Source organism: Pseudomonas cerasi (assembly GCF_900074915.1).
GTDB classification, from domain to species: domain Bacteria; phylum Pseudomonadota; class Gammaproteobacteria; order Pseudomonadales; family Pseudomonadaceae; genus Aquipseudomonas; species Aquipseudomonas cerasi.
Window position 1 is genome coordinate 2,232,923 of the sequence record NZ_LT222319.1, and the last position, 17,492, is coordinate 2,250,414.

17 protein-coding genes and 1 pseudogene are annotated in these 17,492 nt (G+C 61.3%); 6 read left to right on the plus strand and 12 right to left on the minus strand.

Going from position 1 to position 17,492, the window contains the following annotated elements; translation table 11 throughout:
- Positions 1 to 32 precede the first annotated feature (32 nt).
- Complete coding sequence (locus tag PCPL58_RS12720; protein ID WP_065349542.1) at positions 33 to 1,175, minus strand: glycerophosphodiester phosphodiesterase; 1,143 nt, start codon at positions 1,173 to 1,175, stop codon at positions 33 to 35.
- Positions 1,176 to 1,449: 274 nt separating this feature from the next.
- On the opposite strand from PCPL58_RS12720, the gene PCPL58_RS12725 reads away from it, so the two are divergent.
- From PCPL58_RS12725 to PCPL58_RS12735, 3 genes are all read left to right on the plus strand, one after another.
- The gene (locus tag PCPL58_RS12725; protein WP_065349543.1) at positions 1,450 to 2,382 is read left to right on the plus strand and encodes a 2-hydroxyacid dehydrogenase; all 933 of its coding nucleotides are present in this window, start codon (positions 1,450 to 1,452) and stop codon (positions 2,380 to 2,382) included.
- Between the two features lie 109 nt (positions 2,383 to 2,491).
- Positions 2,492 to 3,214 carry a CTP synthase C-terminal region-related (seleno)protein gene (locus tag PCPL58_RS12730; protein ID WP_065349544.1) on the plus strand — a complete coding sequence of 241 codons (723 nt, stop codon included), beginning with the start codon at positions 2,492 to 2,494 and terminating at the stop codon, positions 3,212 to 3,214.
- Entirely contained in the window at positions 3,211 to 3,537 is a 327-nt protein-coding gene (locus PCPL58_RS12735) for an antibiotic biosynthesis monooxygenase family protein (RefSeq protein ID WP_065349545.1), read from the plus strand. The genes PCPL58_RS12730 and PCPL58_RS12735 overlap by 4 nt, the downstream gene beginning before the upstream one ends.
- Positions 3,538 to 3,541: 4 nt before the next feature.
- Here the strand turns inward: PCPL58_RS12735 and PCPL58_RS12740 are convergent.
- From PCPL58_RS12740 to PCPL58_RS12750, 3 genes and pseudogenes are all read right to left on the minus strand, one after another.
- Positions 3,542 to 4,971 (minus strand): annotated as a pseudogene (locus tag PCPL58_RS12740) (short-chain fatty acid transporter).
- A gap of 217 nt (positions 4,972 to 5,188) precedes the next feature.
- The gene (locus PCPL58_RS12745) at positions 5,189 to 5,845 is read right to left on the minus strand and encodes a CoA transferase subunit B (protein ID WP_003370578.1); all 657 of its coding nucleotides are present in this window, start codon (positions 5,843 to 5,845) and stop codon (positions 5,189 to 5,191) included.
- Positions 5,846 to 5,887: 42 nt separating this feature from the next.
- Entirely contained in the window at positions 5,888 to 6,589 is a 702-nt protein-coding gene (locus PCPL58_RS12750; RefSeq protein ID WP_003391701.1) for a CoA transferase subunit A, read from the minus strand.
- Between the two features lie 129 nt (positions 6,590 to 6,718).
- On the opposite strand from PCPL58_RS12750, the gene PCPL58_RS12755 reads away from it, so the two are divergent.
- From PCPL58_RS12755 to PCPL58_RS12765, 3 genes are all read left to right on the plus strand, one after another.
- Entirely contained in the window at positions 6,719 to 7,609 is an 891-nt protein-coding gene (locus PCPL58_RS12755; RefSeq protein WP_003436436.1) for a LysR family transcriptional regulator, read from the plus strand.
- Positions 7,610 to 7,695: 86 nt separating this feature from the next.
- On the plus strand, positions 7,696 to 7,977 hold the full coding sequence (locus PCPL58_RS12760; protein ID WP_003436437.1) for a hypothetical protein: 282 nt from the start codon (positions 7,696 to 7,698) through the stop codon (positions 7,975 to 7,977).
- A gap of 124 nt (positions 7,978 to 8,101) precedes the next feature.
- A complete protein-coding gene (locus tag PCPL58_RS12765; protein ID WP_065349546.1) occupies positions 8,102 to 8,710 on the plus strand; it encodes a LysE family translocator in 609 nt (202 codons plus the stop codon).
- A gap of 21 nt (positions 8,711 to 8,731) precedes the next feature.
- Here the strand turns inward: PCPL58_RS12765 and ssuE are convergent, their stop codons facing one another.
- From ssuE to rfaH, 8 genes are all read right to left on the minus strand, one after another.
- Positions 8,732 to 9,313, minus strand: coding sequence for an NADPH-dependent FMN reductase (gene ssuE / locus PCPL58_RS12770; protein ID WP_024663598.1), 582 nt, complete (start codon positions 9,311 to 9,313; stop codon positions 8,732 to 8,734).
- A 249-nt stretch (positions 9,314 to 9,562) separates the two neighbouring features.
- The gene (locus PCPL58_RS12775; protein WP_065349547.1) at positions 9,563 to 10,651 is read right to left on the minus strand and encodes a polysaccharide biosynthesis/export family protein; all 1,089 of its coding nucleotides are present in this window, start codon (positions 10,649 to 10,651) and stop codon (positions 9,563 to 9,565) included.
- A gap of 80 nt (positions 10,652 to 10,731) precedes the next feature.
- Positions 10,732 to 12,141: an undecaprenyl-phosphate glucose phosphotransferase gene (locus PCPL58_RS12780; RefSeq protein WP_065349548.1), complete on the minus strand. Its 1,410-nt coding sequence runs from the start codon at positions 12,139 to 12,141 to the stop codon at positions 10,732 to 10,734.
- A gap of 13 nt (positions 12,142 to 12,154) precedes the next feature.
- Positions 12,155 to 13,384 carry a glycosyltransferase family 4 protein gene (locus tag PCPL58_RS12785; protein ID WP_065349549.1) on the minus strand — a complete coding sequence of 410 codons (1,230 nt, stop codon included), beginning with the start codon at positions 13,382 to 13,384 and terminating at the stop codon, positions 12,155 to 12,157.
- A 73-nt stretch (positions 13,385 to 13,457) separates the two neighbouring features.
- Complete coding sequence (locus PCPL58_RS12790; protein WP_065349550.1) at positions 13,458 to 14,573, minus strand: glycosyltransferase family 4 protein; 1,116 nt, start codon at positions 14,571 to 14,573, stop codon at positions 13,458 to 13,460.
- Positions 14,574 to 14,663: 90 nt separating this feature from the next.
- Positions 14,664 to 15,869: a glycosyltransferase family 4 protein gene (locus tag PCPL58_RS12795; RefSeq protein WP_065349551.1), complete on the minus strand. Its 1,206-nt coding sequence runs from the start codon at positions 15,867 to 15,869 to the stop codon at positions 14,664 to 14,666.
- Positions 15,866 to 16,867 carry a glycosyltransferase gene (locus PCPL58_RS12800; RefSeq protein ID WP_065349552.1) on the minus strand — a complete coding sequence of 334 codons (1,002 nt, stop codon included), beginning with the start codon at positions 16,865 to 16,867 and terminating at the stop codon, positions 15,866 to 15,868. Before PCPL58_RS12800 ends, PCPL58_RS12795 begins: the two co-directional genes overlap by 4 nt.
- A gap of 84 nt (positions 16,868 to 16,951) precedes the next feature.
- Positions 16,952 to 17,464 (minus strand): transcription/translation regulatory transformer protein RfaH, encoded by a 513-nt coding sequence (rfaH, locus tag PCPL58_RS12805; protein ID WP_054081640.1) that lies wholly within the window; start codon positions 17,462 to 17,464, stop codon positions 16,952 to 16,954.
- Positions 17,465 to 17,492: the final 28 nt, after the last annotated feature.

The following is a 17,492-nucleotide window of genomic DNA, read 5'->3' on the forward strand; positions in this document are numbered from 1 at the left end:
GGCCGCATCGCCGGATGCGGCCAGCCGCTGGATCAGTAGCCGTTACGCTTCAGAATCGTTTCAATGCTTTCTTTCGCTGGCCGCCCGTAGAACTTCAACAGTTCGGCGGTGCGGTTGGTGAAGAAGCCGTCCGCGCCATCATGGCTGATCCGCTTGAAGTCCTCTGCGTCGTCCACCGTGTACGGGTGGATCACCATGCCTTTCTCGTGGGTCAGGTTGTTCATCCAGGGTTTGACCAGGTCCATATAGCTCTGGTCGCCACCCTTGGCCAGTTGCGACGAAGGGCCGGTGCCGATGGCTCCGTGGGCCTTGGCCCAGTCAATCCACTGCTCGAACTCCTGCGGTGATTTGACTTCCTGGGTCGCGTAATAGCTGGCCTTGTCCTTGGCCCCGGAGTCCTTGAACGCGACGCTGGATTTGGGCTCTATCGAGCCTTCGCCAATCCACAGCAGCATGACCTTGGGCACTTTCGGCATTTCTTTCTGCAGCAGTTCCAGGCTTTGCTTCTCGAACGTCTGCAGGACCACGCGTCCTGGCATGTGCGCGACATTGACATGGCCGGGCGCTGCCGCAGGGCGCTGTTCGAGCCAGCCGCGTTTGGCCAGCAGTTTCTTCAGGTCGGCTTCGACACCGGGAAACTTGTTTGGCACCTTGGTCTCGATGTACAGCCCCGGCTTGTTGGCGCCGCCCTCGGCGATGTCGATGACCTCATCCAGCGTCAGGATCTGCAACCCGTTGTAACTGTCGCGAGCCCTGTCCGGGTAAGCCTTGTTGAACCACGAGCCGGCATCCAGTTGCTTGAGCTCCGCCAGAGTGAACGTGCTGACCGGGTCTTTTACCCGGGTCGGGAACACGTCAGCGATGTTGGTGGTGCGTTCCAGCACGTCATCGTGCAGCGCTATCAGCACGCCGTCCTTTGTTCGCTGGATGTCCATTTCCAGGTAGTCAGCGCCCAGATCGCGCGCCAGGGTGTAGGCCGGGATGGTTTCTTCCGGTGCGTCGAACGAAGCACCGCGATGGGCGATCACCGCTGGCCAGGGCAGGCCGTATTTCCCGCTCAGCACCTTGCCTGGGGCGTCCGCCGCCGCTGCCATGCCTGACGACAGCATCAGGCCCGACATGACAGCCGCAGCCAAAAGGGTCTTTTTCAACAGGGTGGTGGGAAATCCTTGCATGGGCGGGTGTTTCCTTGTTTTTTGAGAAAGCCTGTTTTTATGAGCAGCCTGCGCGCCAGACCGTAGAGCCACTGGTCGCGTCACTGCACGCAACCATAACGCACTCTGCTGATTGCCAAGTCTGCTTGCGCATTAGTCTGTCCGGCAAATGCGTCCACTTTATGAATGCTCGGCGTGTTCGGGAAGGCTTTTTTCAGTTCCGGCGTCAGCGGCTCTGCACAAGCGCGTCGACTCGCGTTAAGGTCAACGTTTTGCTGATCGAGCGGGAGCGCGCATGACAACGGTATTGGTGCTGGTCGAAAACCTGGACACGTATTTGCCGATTCTTGAAAGCAGCGGCTTTCAGTTGATTCGCGCCCCGACGGCCGAACTGCGCGCCGAGGCGATTGCCACGCACGGGCCGAGCATCAGCGCAGTGGTGACACGCGGGCCGCTGGGATTTTTCGCCGAGGAAATGGATGCACTGCCGCAGCTGCGCATCATTTGCGTAAGCGGCGCCGGTTACGAGAAGGTCGATCTGCCTGCCGCGCAGGCGCGGGGCATCGTGGTGACCAATGGTGCAGGCGTCAACGCCGCCACGGTGGCCGATCATACGCTGGCGTTGCTGCTGTCTTTGGTACGCGACATTCCGCAGGCCGATGCCTCGGTGCGCCGCAGCGAATGGCGCAAGGTGGTGCGCCCGTCGCTGGCAGGCAAGCGTCTGGGGATCGTCGGGCTGGGGGCGGTAGGGCTGGCGATTGCCAAGCGGGCAGCCGCCTTCGATATCGCCATCGGTTACCACAATCGCAAGCCGCGCACTGACTGCGATTACACCTGGCATGCGACAGCGCAGGCGCTGGCGGCCGCATCGGATTTTCTGGTCATCGCCACGCCCGGTGGCAGTGGTACGCAGCACCTGATCGACGCCCGAGTGCTTGAGGCGCTGGGCACTGACGGGTTTCTGGTCAACATTGCCCGCGCCAGCGTGGTGGATACCCAGGCGTTGGTCAGTGCACTGCAGAATGAGCAGATTGCCGGGGCTGCGCTGGACGTGTTCGACGATGAGCCGACAGTGCCGGACGTGCTCAAGACGCTGGACAATGTTGTGCTGACACCGCACGTGGCAGGCCTGTCCCCCGAGGCGTCGAGAGACAGTGTGCAGATGGTCAACGATAACCTGCTGGCGTTTTTCGCCGGGCAACCGGTGCTGACGCCTGTGACTGAATGAGTAACCGTGCACGCTTGCACGCGAGGCATTGCTGTAACGCCCATTCTGCTGGTTTTGCTGCCTGTTTATAGTCCGCCCGGGCTGTACGATATCAAACAGGGAGCAGGGCATGGGCAAAGCAGACAACACAGGCGACGGGATACGGATCGGTCTGATAGGCGACTTCAGTGCGGATGTCCCTGCGCATCAGGCCATTCCATTGGCCTTGCAGAGAGCCGCGGAGGTCGCGCAGGTGCCGGTCGGTTTCGAATGGTTGCCGACGCCGCGGATCGGCAGCGGTGCGCAACTCGCCGAATTCGATGGGCTGTGGTGCGTTCCGGCCAGCCCGTATCGGGATATGCAGGGCGCGTTGACGGCCATTCGTTTCGCTCGCGAGCATCGGGTGCCGTTTCTGGGTACGTGCGGAGGCTTTCAGCACGCGTTGCTCGAGTATGCCCGCCACCAGCTGGGCTGGGCAGACGCCGAACATGGCGAAACGGCGCCGGACGCGGCAAACGTGATCATCGAGCCACTCAGTTGCTCGCTGGTTGAGTCGGTGGCAGCGATCCAGTTGCAACCCGACACGCTGATTGCCCAAGCCTATGGCAGGCTCGACATCGAAGAGCGCTATCACTGCCGCTACGGCCTGCGCCGCGAGCTGGAGTCGGCGCTGTTCGGCGAGCACCTGAAAGTCAGTGGGCGCGGTCTCGAGGGCGAAGTGCGCTGCATGGAGTTGCAGGGGCACCCGTTTTATGTCGCCACACTGTTCCAGCCCGAGCGAGCTGCGTTGCAGGGTCAGACGCCTCCTGTGGTGGCCGCGTTCGTCCGCGCCTGCCTGAGCAACCCGGCATGATGGCCACGCGGTTTGCCACGCCTTACTTCGCCGTGGTGTTCACCTCGTTGCGTACGCCTGACGATGATCAGGCGTACGCCGAGGCGGCGCAGCGCATGGTGGGCCTGGCCCGACAACAGCCAGGCTTTCTGGGCATGGAGTCGGCGCGCGGTGACGACGGCCTGGGCATCACCGTGTCCTACTGGCGCGATGAAGCCGCGATTCTGGCCTGGAAACAGCAGGCCGATCATGCCCAGGCCCGCGAGCAGGGACGTTCGCGCTGGTATCAGGCGTTTACCACGCGAATCTGCCGGGTCGAACGTGACTACGCGTTCAACGCTTAACCATTCAGGGCATTACCGGTGGCACATAAGCCAGCGTGGTGCCCAGTGCCCAGAGCAGAAACAGCGCCAGCGGCGTGTGGACCAGCAGCTGTACGAACGAGAAGCCTATCAGGTCACGCGCCTTCAAACCCAGTACGCCCAGCAGTGGCAGCATGTAGAACGGGTTTATCAGGTTGGGCAGGGCTTCGGCTGCGTTATAGATCTGTACTGCCCAGCCGAGGTGATACTGCAGGTCGTTGGCGACTTGCATCACGTAGGGCGCTTCGATGATCCACTTGCCGCCGCCTGACGGAATGAAAAAGCCCAATATGGCCGAATAGACCCCCATCAGAATTGCGTAAGTGTCGTGCGAGGCAATGCTGGTGAAGAACGTCGAGATGTAATGCGCCAGGGTTTGCGCATCGCCGCCCTTGACCGTGGTCAGCAGCGCTGCGATCGAACCGTACAGAGGGAATTGAATCAGCACACCGGTGGTGGTGGGCACCGCCCGCGCGACGGCGTCGAGAAAACTGCGCGGCCGCCAGTGCAGCAGAGCACCGAGCATGATGAACAGGAAGTTGTAGGTGTTGAGTCCGGAAATCGCCGTGATCGCCGGTTTGCTCGAAAACTCGTTGAACAGCCAGCCAACGCCCAGCACCACCATCAGGATGATCAGCAGCGGGCTGTATTCCAGCCATTCCCCAGGCCGTGTACGAGGCGGCAGTGGCGGCAGGTTGAAGGCCGGGTCGACACCGCAGGCCTTGGCGTCGCGGGCGCTGTTCGGGCCGGGCGCGGTGGCGTAGGCAACGATCAGTGAGATGACCACCAGCGCGGCGAGCATGACCCCGGATTGCCAGAGAAAGATGGTTTGGGTGAACGGGATCACACCGGTAATCGCCAGGATCGACGGCGGCAGACTGGCCGGGTTGGCCTGCAATTGCGCGGCCGAAGACGATAACCCCAATGCCCAGACCGCACCCAGGCCCAGATAGGCGGCGGCGCCGGCTGCGCGGTAATCCATGCGCAGGTCAGTGCGGCGGGCGAGGGCACGTACCAGCAGGCCGCCGAACACCAGTGAAAGGCCCCAGTTGAGCAGCGAAGCGAGCATGGAAATCAGCGCCACCCAGGCGACGGCCGAACGACCATTGCGTGGCACCCGGGCCAGGCGGTCGATCAGGCGTACCGCAGGCGGTGAGCTGGCGGTGAGCTGGCGACCACGTAACCGCCGATGACCACGAAGGCCATCTGCATGGTGAATGGGATCAGGCTCCAGAACCCGTCACCGAACGCCTTGGCAGCCTCGGCCGGGCGTGCGCCGATGGCCAGCGTCGCCAGCGTGACGATGACCACCGCCAATGCGGCAAATACCCATGAGTCAGGAAACCAGCGTTCAGCCCACGCGGCGCAGCGCAAGGCAAATCGGGCGGAGCGGCTTTCTTCTATGTTGGCGGCCATCTGGGGCACCTCTTTTTGTAATTATTATCGGGGAGTGACTTAAGCAGCCGACTATTGCGGACGCAGAGCGTCCAGAACGGCGTTCCCAGGCCGGAGCTTGGGAACGAGTATCGTGCCAATTCTCCGCGTTGGCATGCATTTCGTGACGCTCTGCGTCATACCTTTGCGCAGGCCACACAGGCGTGTGGCAACGAGAGGCGCATCAAAGATGCCTGACTCAGAAACTCATCTCGATCACGTCATCCGGCACGATCAGCTTGCCTGCGGTTTTGGCCACGATTTCTTCCACGCTAACCCCCGGCGCGCGTTCGCGGAGGATGAAAGCGCCGTTTTCGATTTCGAGGTAGGCCAGATCAGTCAGCACCTTGCGGATGCAGCCTGCGCCGGTCAGTGGTAGGCTGCAACGGGTGAGCAGTTTGGATTCGCCGTCCTTCGACGCGTGGGTCATGGTGACGATGATGTTGTCGGCGCCCGCCACCAAGTCCATCGCGCCACCCATGCCCTTGACCAACTTGCCGGGGATCATCCACGAAGCAATGTTCCCCTCGATATCCACCTCGAAAGCGCCGAGCACCGTCAGGTCGACATGGCCGCCGCGGATCATGGCGAAGGATTCGGCCGACGAGAAAATGGAAGCGCCGATGCGCGCGGTGACCGTCTGCTTGCCGGCATTGATCATGTCCGCGTCGATGGTGTCTTCGGTGGGGAAGGCGCCCATGCCCAGCAGGCCGTTTTCCGACTGGAGCATGACGTCGATGTCATCGGGCACGTAGTTGGCCACCAGGGTCGGAATACCGATGCCAAGGTTAACGTAATAGCCATCCTTGAGTTCACGGGCGACACGTTGAGCCATTTGTTCGCGGGAAAGTGCCATCGTCTGAAGCCTCTTTATTGTTGTACGGCCAAGGCTGCGCTATCAGGATTTTCTGACGGTGCGCTGTTCGATGCGTTTTTCGAAAGTGCCCTGAATGACCCGGTCGACGTAGATGCCGGGGGTGTGGATCTGGGTCGGCAGCAGCACGCCGGGCTCGACGATTTCCTCGACCTCGACCACAGTGATCCGTCCGGCGGTGGCCACCACCGGGTTGAAGTTCTGTGCGGTATGACGATAGATAACGTTGCCGAAGTGGTCGGCTTTCCAGCCCTTGATCAGGGCGAAGTCACCGGTAATGGCCTCTTCCAGAATCACGTTGCGGCCGTTGAACTGGCGGGTTTCCTTGCCTTCGGCGACCGGCGTTCCGTAACCGGTTGCGGTATAGAACGCCGGAATGCCCGCGCCACCGGCACGCAGTTTTTCCGCCAGGGTGCCTTGTGGCGTGAGTTCGACTTCCAGCTCGCCGCTGAGCAGCTGTTTTTCGAACAAGGCATTCTCGCCGACGTAGGACGAAATCATTTTGCGGATCTGCCGGTCTTCCAGCAGGATGCCTAGTCCGAAGCCGTCAACGCCGCAGTTGTTGGAAACCACGGTCAGGCCCTTGATGCCCATGCGCTTGATCTGCGCGATCAGGTTTTCCGGAATGCCGCACAGGCCGAAGCCGCCGCAGAGTACCGTCATGTCGTCGGTCAGCCCGGCAAGAGCTTCTTCGTAGGTCGCTACTCGTTTATCGAGTCCAGCCATGATGATCCGCCTTTTGTAGTTGTTGACCGACAGTCGCACTGCCGGAGGATCGGGTGATCTGCATCTTCTCTCGGCAGGACTGATTTGTTAATTTTGTTTTTCTGATCAATTCATAAGAAAAGAAAATATATGAACGTCAAGCAGCTTCGCGCTTTTCTGGCCGTCGCGCAGTACCTGAGCTTCGCTCAGGCCGGCGAGCGACTCAACGTGTCGCAGCCGGCCTTGAGCCTGACGATCAAGAGCCTTGAGGAGGACCTTGGCGGACAGCTGTTGACGCGCACCACGCGCAACGTCGGTCTGACGCCCGAAGGCGAAACCCTGTTGCCGCTGGCGCGCCAGTTGCTGGCCGACTGGGACAACACCGAAGAACTGCTGCGTCAGCGTTTTACCCTGCAAACGGGCCGGGTATCGGTGGCCGCCATGCCGTCGTTTGCCGGCAACCTGCTGCCAGCGGCCTTGAAGGTGTTTCGCGGGCGCTACCCGCGCGTCAATGTGGCGGTGCATGACGTGATCAATGAGCAAGTGCTGGAAATGGTCCGCCATCGCCGTGTCGAACTGGGTATCGGCTTTGAGCCCGAGTCGAACAGTGCCCTGTCGTTCACCCCGTTCTATATGGATCGCTTCGTCGCCGTGGTGCCACGGGAGTCGTCGCTGTCCGAGCGGTGTGAGGTCACCTGGGAAGAACTGTTGCGTGAAGACTTCATCGCCCTGCAACGCCCGTCGGCGGTGCGTTTGCTGCTGGAGCAGGCTATCGAGCCGCGCCACGGCAAGCTGGCGGTCGCGTTCGAGAGTCATCAGTTGTCGACCATCGGGCGCATGGTTGCCAATGGTCTGGGCGTCAGCGCGGTGCCGTCACTGTGCATCGGGCAGATGCAGGAACTGGGGGCCTGCTGCGTAGCGCTGGTGGAGCCGCTGATCGAGCGGCGCATCGGGCTGATGATGCTCGCCGATCACAAGCTTTCAGCGGCGGCTCAGGCGTTGCGCGAGGTGTTGATCGAGAATGCTCGCAACAGTCGATAGCGACTATCACGGCGGATGATTTTTGCTGCGTCAGGGGCAGGCGTAACCTTGCTTCATTCCTGAAATGAAGCCGACCGGAGGCCCTGATGAACCGTATGCTTGCCCTTGCGCTTGTCCTGACATTCACTGTTGCGCTGGTTTCCGGCTGCTCCACTCACCACGCTGTCGAGCAGCGCGCGTTCAGTGCTGAAGAAAGCCATCAACTGGCCCTTGAAGATCTCAACCGTCGCGGCCTGTCATTCGATGAGTATCAGGCACGCAAGGCGCAATTGATGGCGGATCCGCAGATCCAGCAGGCGCGGGACTTCGATGAAAAAGGCGAAACCAGCGTTGACCTGGGGGTCATGGGGCAGCAGCCACAAGGTTAACAGTCAGCCTGAAAAGGGTTTTACGGAAAAACTGTACTGCTGCAATTGGCCTTTAACTGTCCGTGTGTTTCCTGCACCGCCTTCGATAGGGTGAGTACCTGACTCACTGATCCGGACAGGCAGCATGTTTCTCTCTTTCGATTTGCTTCTGGCGTTCACGCTCTTCGCGTTCGTCACCTCCATTACTCCCGGCCCCAACAACATGATGCTGTTGGCCTCGGGCGTGAATTTCGGTTTCAGTCGCACCCTGCCGCACATGCTGGGTATCAGTGTCGGTTTTTTCGTTCTGGTGCTGGCCGTCGGTTTCGGTCTGGGCAGTGTGTTCAAGGCTTGGCCGGTTCTCTACACCATCCTGCGCTACGTGGGCGCTGCCTACCTTCTGTACCTGGCCTGGAAAATCGCCACGTCGGGGCCCGCGTCCGATAACGTCGACAGCCATCGCAAGCCGCTGAGTTTCATGAGCGCCGCGCTCTTTCAATGGGTCAATCCCAAGGCCTGGATCATGGCGATCGGCGCGATCAGCACCTACACCCCCATGCAGGGCTACTTCTACAATGTGCTGGTGATTTCGGCAGTGTTTGCGCTGATCAACCTGCCCAGCGTGGGCGTCTGGGCAGGCTTTGGCAGTTTGCTGCGCAATGTTCTGCGTGATCCGCTCGGGTTACGTATTTTCAACGGCGTGATGGCAGCGCTGTTGGTGGCCTCGTTGTATCCGCTGTTTATCGAGCATTGATGCCGAGGCTATTCCGCGGATCTACAACGCCAGTTGCAAATGCCCGCCAGCCTGCTTGTGACGCGCCTGCAAGCGGCGTTGCAGGCCGTGGTGGAAATGTTCCAGCCCTTCATGCAGGCGCTCGGTGAGAACTTCGTCCAGCGTACCGCCTTGTTCGTTGTCGTCGTAGCTGACCTGGGTATCGATGGCGAAGATGCCGTGCAGCACTTCCTGCGACTTGAGCGCCGACAGCACCGGTTTGAGCGCGTAATCCACGGCCAGCATGTGCGCGATACTGCCGCCGGTGGCCAGCGGCAAGACCACTTTGCCATGCAGCGCGCGCTCGGGCAGCAAGTCGAGCAGGGTTTTCAGTGCGCCGGAAAATGACGCCTTGTACACCGGCGTACCGATCAGCAGGCCATCGGCCTGGCTGACCGCTTCGATCAATTCCAGCACCTGCGGGCTGTCGAAACGGGCGAAAAGCAGGTCCTCTGCATTGAAGTCGCGTATGCGCAATGTGGTGACTTCAACGCCGTGGCTCTGCAGCCAGCGGCTGGCGTGGGCCAGCACAACGCCGGAACGGGATTTTGGGGAGGGGCTGCCTGAAAGTGAAACGACGCGCATGTGGGATGTCCTTGCGATAAGCGTAAACCTGCAAAGCAGCTTATGTGCCAGCATCTTCGTGTGGCTGGCTATGGCCCGCAGCTATTGGGTCTGCGTGTGTTGCATGCAGGGGGAGAGAGTTCGCCGCGCTGATGCAAAAGCCGTCAACTGTTGAACAGCTGTTGCTCTGGCAACAGTCTGGCGCGGTGTGACAGGCAAAAAAATCCCTGCACAACCGCGTGCAGGGAGATGGGTGAACGGCCGTCCGGGTCAGTTGCGAAAGGCCGCACCGGTCTGTATCACACTGGCCGAGCCGAGCAACTGGCTGATGAAGCGGCTCCAGCGGGTGATATCGGCAGGGCCGACGAACACCACATCCTGCGCCTTGAGCTCGAACTGCCCCGCCAGCAGGTAGGCGGTGGGCTTTTTCGCATTGAGGTGGTAGACGGTGGAAGGCGCCTGGGCAAAGTTTTCCGCACCGCGTATGACGTACACCGCATCGCCGTCTGCGCTGTCCGGGCTGAGGCCACCGGAGTTTCCCAGCGCTTCGAGCAGGGTCAGGCGGGTGGTGCCGAACGAGATCACCTGAGGGTTACGGACCTCGCCCAGCACGTAGATCTTGTTTCGCGAGTTGCTGTTCAGGTGCAGGTAATCGCCGTCCTTGAGGAAGATCCGGCTCAGTTGCGAATCCCGGCGGTTCAGCGAGTCGATGTCGATCAGGTAATCCTTGCCCTCCCGGCGCAGGGTCAGCCCGGCCAGGTTGGCGTCGGTCAGGTCGACGCCGGCGACACTCACCGCCTGCACCAGGCTCAACGGAATATTGGTAATCGGTTGCGGGCCTGGGACCTTGAAAGAACCGGACAACAGTATTCGCTGGCTGTTGTAGCGCAGCACTTTGACGTCGACCTTGACCTCGGTGTATTGCGGCGCCAGGCCCATGCGCAACTGCTCACGAACCTCGCTGATCGTTCTGCCACTCGCGCGGATTCTGCCTACATAGGGGAAGTAGAGCGTGCCGTCGTTGAGCACTTCCCGGGTGTTGGCATCCAGTTGGTCCTGTGAGCCCGGCGCGGTCAGTTCGGGGTGTTCGAACACGGTGACCAGCAAGGTATCGCCAGCACCGATCACGTATTCCGGAGTTCTGTAGTCCAGCAGCGCCTGCGGCAGGGCCTTGGCCTCTGCGGTGGCGCGCAGTTGCTGTTGCTGCAGGGTTTTCGGGGTGACCTCGATCAACTGTGCCCGGGGCTCGTCAGGTTTGTCGAGGGTGACGTCATCCGGCGTCATATGTTGCCCCGGCGCGAATGCACAGCCTTGCAGCGCCAGACTGACCAGCAGTAACGCAGTAACGCTTCGATTCATGACGTTTTTCCTTTCATGGGATTGCTCCGTTCGTGTTGCGTACCGAGGGTGTTGGGTGTGTGCTCGGGGCAGCGCCGGCATCAGAAGGCGTTCTTGTTGACGAACCCCTTGAGCAGCGTCAGCAGAATGATTTTCAGGTCCAGCCAGATCGACCAGTGCTCGATGTAGTCCAGGTCGAATTCGACGCGCATGCGCATCTTGTCCAGCGTGTCGGTTTCGCCGCGCCAGCCGTTGATCTGCGCCCAGCCGGTGATGCCGGGCTTGACCTTGTGGCGCAACATGTAGCCGCTGACCTCCCCGCGGTACTGCTCGTTGTGGGCAATGGCATGGGGGCGAGGGCCGACGATGGACATGTCGCCGTGCAGCACATTGAAGAACTGCGGCAGTTCATCCAGCGACGTGCGTCGCAAAAAGCGGCCCAGCAGCGTTACCCGCGCGTCGTTGCGCGTCGCCTGAAGCACCCCGTCGGTGTTCTCCTGGACGCGCATGCTGCGAAATTTCCAGACCATGATCGAGCGGCCGTCCAGCCCGTAGCGGCGCTGGCGGAACAGCACCGGGCCGGCCGAGGTAAGCTTGATGGCTGCCGCGATGGTCAGCAGCGGCACAGCGATCAGCAACAGAATCAGGCTCGACAGCACGATGTCTTCGGCACGTTTGGCCAGGCTCCAGGCACCGTCCATGGGCGAGTCGAAAATGCTGATGCTGGCCAGGCCGTTGATGCTTTCACTGCGCGCATGCAGCAGGTCGAACATGAACACATCCGGAATCAGGTACACCGAGGCGGTGGTGTCGCTCAGGCCGGTAATCAACTCGCGCAGTTGCGGTTCGGCGCTGAAGGCGAGGGTGATGTACACCTTGTCGATCCGGCCTGCGCGGGCATCGTCGATCAACTGCTGCAGATCACCCAATACTGGCGGGCGGCGCTTGTGCGCCTGCAGATTCATCTGCTGCGGGTGCGCGTCGTAAAAGCCCAGCAGGATCAGGCCCATCCAGGGCGCCAGGGCGATGGACCGGGCCAGCCGCTCGCCGACCTGCCCGGTGCCGACGATCGCCACCCGACGCGTGTTGAAGCCACGCCGACGCAACGTGTGCAGGGCTAGACGAATCAGCAGCCGGTAGCCGCACAGCACGGCGAGTGCCAGCGCAAACCAGCTCATCTGGCCGTTATCGGGCAATTGCGTCTGGTTGAGCAGCAGGCTGTTCAGCGACAGCAGGGTGATGAAGGTCATCGCCCAGTAACTGAAGACTTTGGTCAGCTCGCGCAGAATGCGCTCGCCGCGCCATGAGCCATACAACTGGTGATACTCGCTGACCCAGTGAAAGACCAGCACCGCGAGGAAAATGTGCGACCAAGCCTCTGTGCTGTCGGTGACCGTCAGCCCGGTTTGCCAGTAACCGATCAGCACGATGACGGTCAGGTCCAGCAAGCGATGGGCGAGCGAAAGCGCTGACTGGTGGGCACGCAGAATGCCGCGGACTGAAGTACGCATGGGAAGGGCTCGCTCAGACGGTTTTCAGGGAGACAACACGGCCCGGCAGTTCGCTGCCCAGGCCGGACGATGCCTGGGCGACCCATGGCGACTGAGGCAGGCGCCCCAGATGGATCCCGCTTGAGGCGGTCAGACGGTCCTCGACGAAGGCCTTGATCTCCTCCTCGAAGCGCGCGACCGAAAACCGCTCGGCATTGGCCCGGCAGGCCTCGGAAGAGATGCGTGATTGCGCCGCTTCGAATTCGCCGATGGCGGCGATCAGTGATGCGACCGTTTGCTGTCGGTAGAACACGCCGGTCGGTTGCGGGTGATCCAGGCCGTGCACGGTCTCCATGACGCCGCCCTTGGCGAAGGCGATGACCGGCGTGCCGCAGGCCTGGGCCTCGACCGGGCTGATGCCGAAATCCTCCTCGGCGGCAAAGACAAACGCTTTGGCGCTGCGCATGTGCTCAAGCAGCACGTTACCTGGCTGAAAACCCAGCAGCGTCACGTTGCTCACCTGGCTGGCAATGGCCTGCGCCTTGGCCAGGTCCGGTCCGTCGCCGATCATGATCAGGCGTTTGTCAGGCATCGCGGCAAAGGCTTCGACGATCATCGGCATGCGTTTGTAAGGCACCATCCGTGAGGCGCAGAAGTAGAAGTCCCCGCGCGCGCCTTGGGCAGTGAAGCCGAGCGTGTCCACGGGCGGGTAGATGACGGTGGAGTCGCGTCGATAGGCCTTGCTGATGCGCGCACCGATAAACCCGGAATTGGCGATGAAGGCATCCACACCGGTCGACGTGCGCTGGTCCCACAGGCGAATGTAATGCAGGATCAGACGTGCCAGACCACCCTTGATGCCCTTGTTCATCCCTGACTCCTGAAGGTACTGGTGCTGCAAGTCCCAGGCATAGCGGATCGGCGAGTGCACATAACTGATGTGCACTTGGTCCGGGCCGCACAGCACGCCCTTGGCCACTGCGTGGCTGCTGCTGATGATCAGGTCATAACCGGACAGATCCAGTTGCTCGATGGCCAGCGGCATCAGCGGCAGGTAGCGCGCATAGTGTTTGCGGGCGCCGGGCAGCTTCTGGATGAACGTCGTTCTGGCGGCCTTGCCGTGCAGGTGCGCGCGGTCCTGATCGCTGAGGAAGTCGATGACGGCAAACAGGTCCGCAGCGGGCCAGACGTTGATCAGTGATGCAAGCACGCGCTCGGCACCGGCGTAACTCACCAGCCAGTCGTGGACGATAGCGATTTTCATGGGCGTTCCTTGCTGTAATGGCCCGCGCTACTGCGGACGCGACGGCGCGCATCCTGGCGTTGCTGTTGTGGAGTCAGGGTTTGCCGGTGGACGATTCGGCGGTGACGTCCAGTCTGCTTTGCTGCGCGGGGTCGGACGCCAGCAACGTGTCGATGCGCTGGGAAAGGCGCTGCGCGGAAAGCTCCCAGGAAAAGCGCTGCACGTTTTGCAGGCCTTGTACACGCAGCGCGTTGCGCAACGGCGCATCCAGCAGAATGCGCTGCATGGCTGCGGCCATGTGGCTGACGTCCAGCGGGTCGAAATACAAAGCACTGCCTTGCAGAACCTCGGGGATCGATGCGGCATTGGCCGCCAGCACCGGGCAGCCGCAGGCCTGGGCTTCGAGCGGCGGGATGCCGAAGCCCTCGTAAAGCGAAGGGAACACGAACGCGGTCGCGCCCTGATATTGCTCGATCAATTCGGCATCACTGAGGCGCCCCAGAAAACGGATGCGCGGGTCACGGCAGGCGAGGTGTTGCAGGTTCGGGTCGGCGAACAGCGCGCTGGCTGCGCCGACAATGTGCAGTTGCAGATCCGTGTGCCCACGCAGGCTGAGAAAGGCCTGAATCATCCGCCTGAAATTCTTGTGCACGGCCGGTGAGGACACGGCCAGCAGGTAGTTCGGCTGACCTACAGCGGTCGACCCCGGGATGAAATCGTCGCTGACCGCAGCCGGTACGACGAGAACGTTGTCTTCTGCGTAGCCATAGAACGAGGATATTTCTTTGCGCGAGAAGTGGCTGCCGGTGATCAGCGTTTTGGCGCGCGACAGCAGGATCGGGGTGATGGTCCGATAGGCCAGCCGGAACAGCCGGGTGTAACTTTGCGGGTAGCGCACATAGTTGATGTCGTGGTGGGTCGCAATCTGGTTGCCATACAGCATGGGCCCAGTGTTGCTGATCGAGATCAACAGCGGACTGCCCCGACGTTTCAGGTACAGCGGCAGGTCGATCTGCTCCCACGCATGCCCGGTGGAGCGCCCGATGCAGTGCGCCTCCAATGCGCTGGCGCAGTCATGCCGTCTGATGTTGTGCGGGGCAACGAATAGCAGATCGTCGCGCAGTCGCTTCAGCGCTCGGCACATCTGCTCTGCGTAGCGCTGTACACCACTGATGTCCTGGGTAAGAAACCGTGCATTGATGAAAATCATCTTGAGCATCCTGCTGATGAAGGTGAGCTGATGGGTGCCACACCGTGTCCGTGATGTCGTCAAAGGGGGCGATTGCGCCCGTTCGCCGTGCTACGTGCTGCGGTCCTGCAAGGTCTGGGCGAAGATACTTTCGTACTGGTCCAGCATCAGGTCCAGATTCATCAACGACGCGACGCTGCTGCGTGCCTGGCTGCCAAGGCGTGCCAGCAGTTCGGGCTGCTGATGCAGCCTGAGCATCGCCAGCCCCAGTGAGTCAGGATCATCGGGGCTGCACAGCAAGCCGTTGAGCGGTTCCTGAATGATTTCCGTGAGCCCGCCCATGCGGCTGGCGATGACCGGCAGCGAGTGCGCGCATGCCTCGACCGCGACCATGCCGAACGGCTCATTCCACAGGGAAGGCACAATCGCCACATCGATCTGGCGATAGAAGTTCTCGGGTCTCTGAAAACCGACGAAACTGATGTCGGGGGACGTGACCATGGCTTTGAAGCGCTTTTCGTCAGTCGACTGTCCGCGACCGGCAATCTGCAGGGTGGCTTTGAACGGTAGGCGCTGGAACTGCTCGATCAGCCACTCCAGCCCCTTGTTGGTCGACAGGGTGCCCAGGTAACCGAAACGCAACGGTGCGTCATTGACAAGTGCCTTGGGCTGCTCGCGAAGCGCTGGCGTAAACGGGCTGGCGTTATGCACCACATAGCCTCTGGCATGCTTGAAATAATCCTGCTCCCGCAGCGTGTCGAGCATGAAGCGGCTGACACCGACCACCGCGCTGACCTGTTCCGACTGGTGTGCATGCTGGCTGCGCAACCGTGTGCACGTCGTGCAGCGGCGCTGACAGCTTTTGCCCTTTCTGAACATCGTGCTTGCCGGGCACAGCAAGTAAAAGTCGTGCAGCACCTGCACGATCGGGCAGTTGGCCTGGGTGATCTGGTCCCATGCCGAGACCGACCAGCCCGTCAGGTTATGGCACACCACCAGTTCTGGTTGCTCCAGCTCCATCACGCGCTCCACGTACTCACGCATGCCTGCGTTGTAGCGATCGCGCCAGTGCCAGGCAAAGCGCGCCAGACGGCCCGGACGCTGGGCGATGAAGTGCCAGTAACGGTTAAGCAGGCCGGCTCGATAGACCTTGACCCGGTTGACCTCCGCCAGTTGCAAGCCAGGCCGGTCAGTGGTGGCCAAAACCGCGACGCTGTGCCCGCGCTGCTGCAAGCCCTCGACGGTACGTTGCAGAATGATTTCTGCGCCGCCGCCGATATCGGGCGCGTAGAGGCTGTTGATGAAAAGGATTTTCATAGCGGGTAGGCCCTGTTCAGGCCCAGCCTGCCGGCTTCGCCCTCGCGAATGGCGTCGTTGAGCAGGTCCAGACGCTGCGCTGCGCCACAGCGCCAGGCATACAGGTTCAGCAGGCAGAGAAAAACCCAGCGATTGAGCCGATAGCTGATTGGGGAGGCCGCCCAGACATGTTTGTCGAACCAGGCCTGATTGCGCGCTGCGTAGTAGGCGCGCAGATCCGATCCGCCCAGCAGGTAGCTTTCATAGACATTGCGGGTACGTGCCTTGATGTTCCAGGAGTCTTCCAGATCGTCCAGCCGCGCATCGGGCACCAGAAACAGCTTTCCGCCACCGTCGGTGATGCGCCAGGTGTATTCGCTGTCATCGCTGTACAGCTTGAGAGCATCCAGCGGCAGGCCGATCTTTTGGTAAAGGCTGCGATGGGCAAGCAGCCCGCCGTAAGTGGCAAAAGGCAGTTGCACGTGTTCCGGCATCAGCCGGGTGGCATCGGGCTTTCCCCACGGCAGGCGTCGCCAGATCTTGTACGGCAACTGTGCGATGTGAAAGCCGAAGAAGCTTGAGCGCCGCTGGATCGCATATTGCAGCGGCACACCTGCGGCGATGTCGGCTTGATGCGTGGGGCGAAAGCCGAGCACCGCGCAGTTGTCCTGGCCGTCGATGAGTTGCCGTTCACGCAAGGATCGATGCAATGCCTCGATGGCATGCGCGGTCGGTGCGTTATCGTCGTCCATCAGCCAGATGCAGTCGTCTCCGGTTTGCAGCGCGGCGTTAATGCCCACCGAGTAGCCATTGGCCGAGCCGGTGTTGTGCGGCAGCCAGATCACCTGAACCCGATCGGGCCACTCATCGCACAGCGCTTGCAGTGGCGCGGTGGAAGCATTGCTGACAACGATCACACGGCCAATCAGCGGGCTTTCCAGCGAGCGGCTGATCAGGGTGTGCAAATAGCTGAAACGGTCACCATAGGTGAGCGTCACCAGGGTGGTCTGGCGCGGCATGGTGCGATTCCGAGGCTGGTGAAACAGGCGTGCGACGCATGCTTTCAGTACACGTCGTGCGGCAGGTTGCGGCGGGTTCGAGCGCTAGGCGCTCGCCTCGATTCGCGACAGGCTGCTGATCGGCAACACCACTTTTTGCTGACGTTGCAGCATATTGAGCAGGATCACCGCGCGCTGCGCGCCATCTTCACTCAGAAAGATGGCCTCGACTTCACCCCAGCTGGCATGGGTGATCAGCACCGCGTCCCCCTGGGTAAACTGTGTTTTCGGCGCGGGTGTGGCGAGTCGTTGGCGGATCTGCTCGATCAGATGATCCCGAACCGGGACCGGATGACCACCGAAAGTCACAATGCGCGAGACGCCGCGGGTGGAGCGAATCGGGTACCAGTTGTCCTGCACCTGATCCATGTGAATGAACAGATAACCGGGGAACAAGGCCTCGCCGGCCTGAACCCTGGTGCCGGGTTTTTTTGCATCGGCCTGTAACGGTCGATAGCACTCGAACTGCTGACGCCGCAAATGTTCTTCGGCACGGGCTTCCTGCCGTGGTTTGGTCTGGATCAGGTACCAGCGGACATCCTGGTCGGAGTGGGACATGGTTAATTCCTTTTAAATGAAACAGCTC

What these genes read in the sequence shown, in the direction of transcription:
- PCPL58_RS12720 (WP_065349542.1), bottom strand. Translation starts at nt 1,175, where the DNA reads ATGCAAGGATTTCCCACCACCCTGTTGAAAAAGACCCTTTTGGCTGCG.
- PCPL58_RS12725 (WP_065349543.1), top strand. Translation starts at nt 1,450, where the DNA reads ATGACAACGGTATTGGTGCTGGTCGAAAACCTGGACACGTATTTGCCG.
- PCPL58_RS12730 (WP_065349544.1), top strand. Translation starts at nt 2,492, where the DNA reads ATGGGCAAAGCAGACAACACAGGCGACGGGATACGGATCGGTCTGATA.
- PCPL58_RS12735 (WP_065349545.1), top strand. Translation starts at nt 3,211, where the DNA reads ATGATGGCCACGCGGTTTGCCACGCCTTACTTCGCCGTGGTGTTCACC.
- PCPL58_RS12745 (WP_003370578.1), bottom strand. Translation starts at nt 5,845, where the DNA reads ATGGCACTTTCCCGCGAACAAATGGCTCAACGTGTCGCCCGTGAACTC.
- PCPL58_RS12750 (WP_003391701.1), bottom strand. Translation starts at nt 6,589, where the DNA reads ATGGCTGGACTCGATAAACGAGTAGCGACCTACGAAGAAGCTCTTGCC.
- PCPL58_RS12755 (WP_003436436.1), top strand. Translation starts at nt 6,719, where the DNA reads ATGAACGTCAAGCAGCTTCGCGCTTTTCTGGCCGTCGCGCAGTACCTG.
- PCPL58_RS12760 (WP_003436437.1), top strand. Translation starts at nt 7,696, where the DNA reads ATGAACCGTATGCTTGCCCTTGCGCTTGTCCTGACATTCACTGTTGCG.
- PCPL58_RS12765 (WP_065349546.1), top strand. Translation starts at nt 8,102, where the DNA reads ATGTTTCTCTCTTTCGATTTGCTTCTGGCGTTCACGCTCTTCGCGTTC.
- ssuE (WP_024663598.1), bottom strand. Translation starts at nt 9,313, where the DNA reads ATGCGCGTCGTTTCACTTTCAGGCAGCCCCTCCCCAAAATCCCGTTCC.
- PCPL58_RS12775 (WP_065349547.1), bottom strand. Translation starts at nt 10,651, where the DNA reads ATGAATCGAAGCGTTACTGCGTTACTGCTGGTCAGTCTGGCGCTGCAA.
- PCPL58_RS12780 (WP_065349548.1), bottom strand. Translation starts at nt 12,141, where the DNA reads ATGCGTACTTCAGTCCGCGGCATTCTGCGTGCCCACCAGTCAGCGCTT.
- PCPL58_RS12785 (WP_065349549.1), bottom strand. Translation starts at nt 13,384, where the DNA reads ATGAAAATCGCTATCGTCCACGACTGGCTGGTGAGTTACGCCGGTGCC.
- PCPL58_RS12790 (WP_065349550.1), bottom strand. Translation starts at nt 14,573, where the DNA reads ATGATTTTCATCAATGCACGGTTTCTTACCCAGGACATCAGTGGTGTA.
- PCPL58_RS12795 (WP_065349551.1), bottom strand. Translation starts at nt 15,869, where the DNA reads ATGAAAATCCTTTTCATCAACAGCCTCTACGCGCCCGATATCGGCGGC.
- PCPL58_RS12800 (WP_065349552.1), bottom strand. Translation starts at nt 16,867, where the DNA reads ATGCCGCGCCAGACCACCCTGGTGACGCTCACCTATGGTGACCGTTTC.
- rfaH (WP_054081640.1), bottom strand. Translation starts at nt 17,464, where the DNA reads ATGTCCCACTCCGACCAGGATGTCCGCTGGTACCTGATCCAGACCAAA.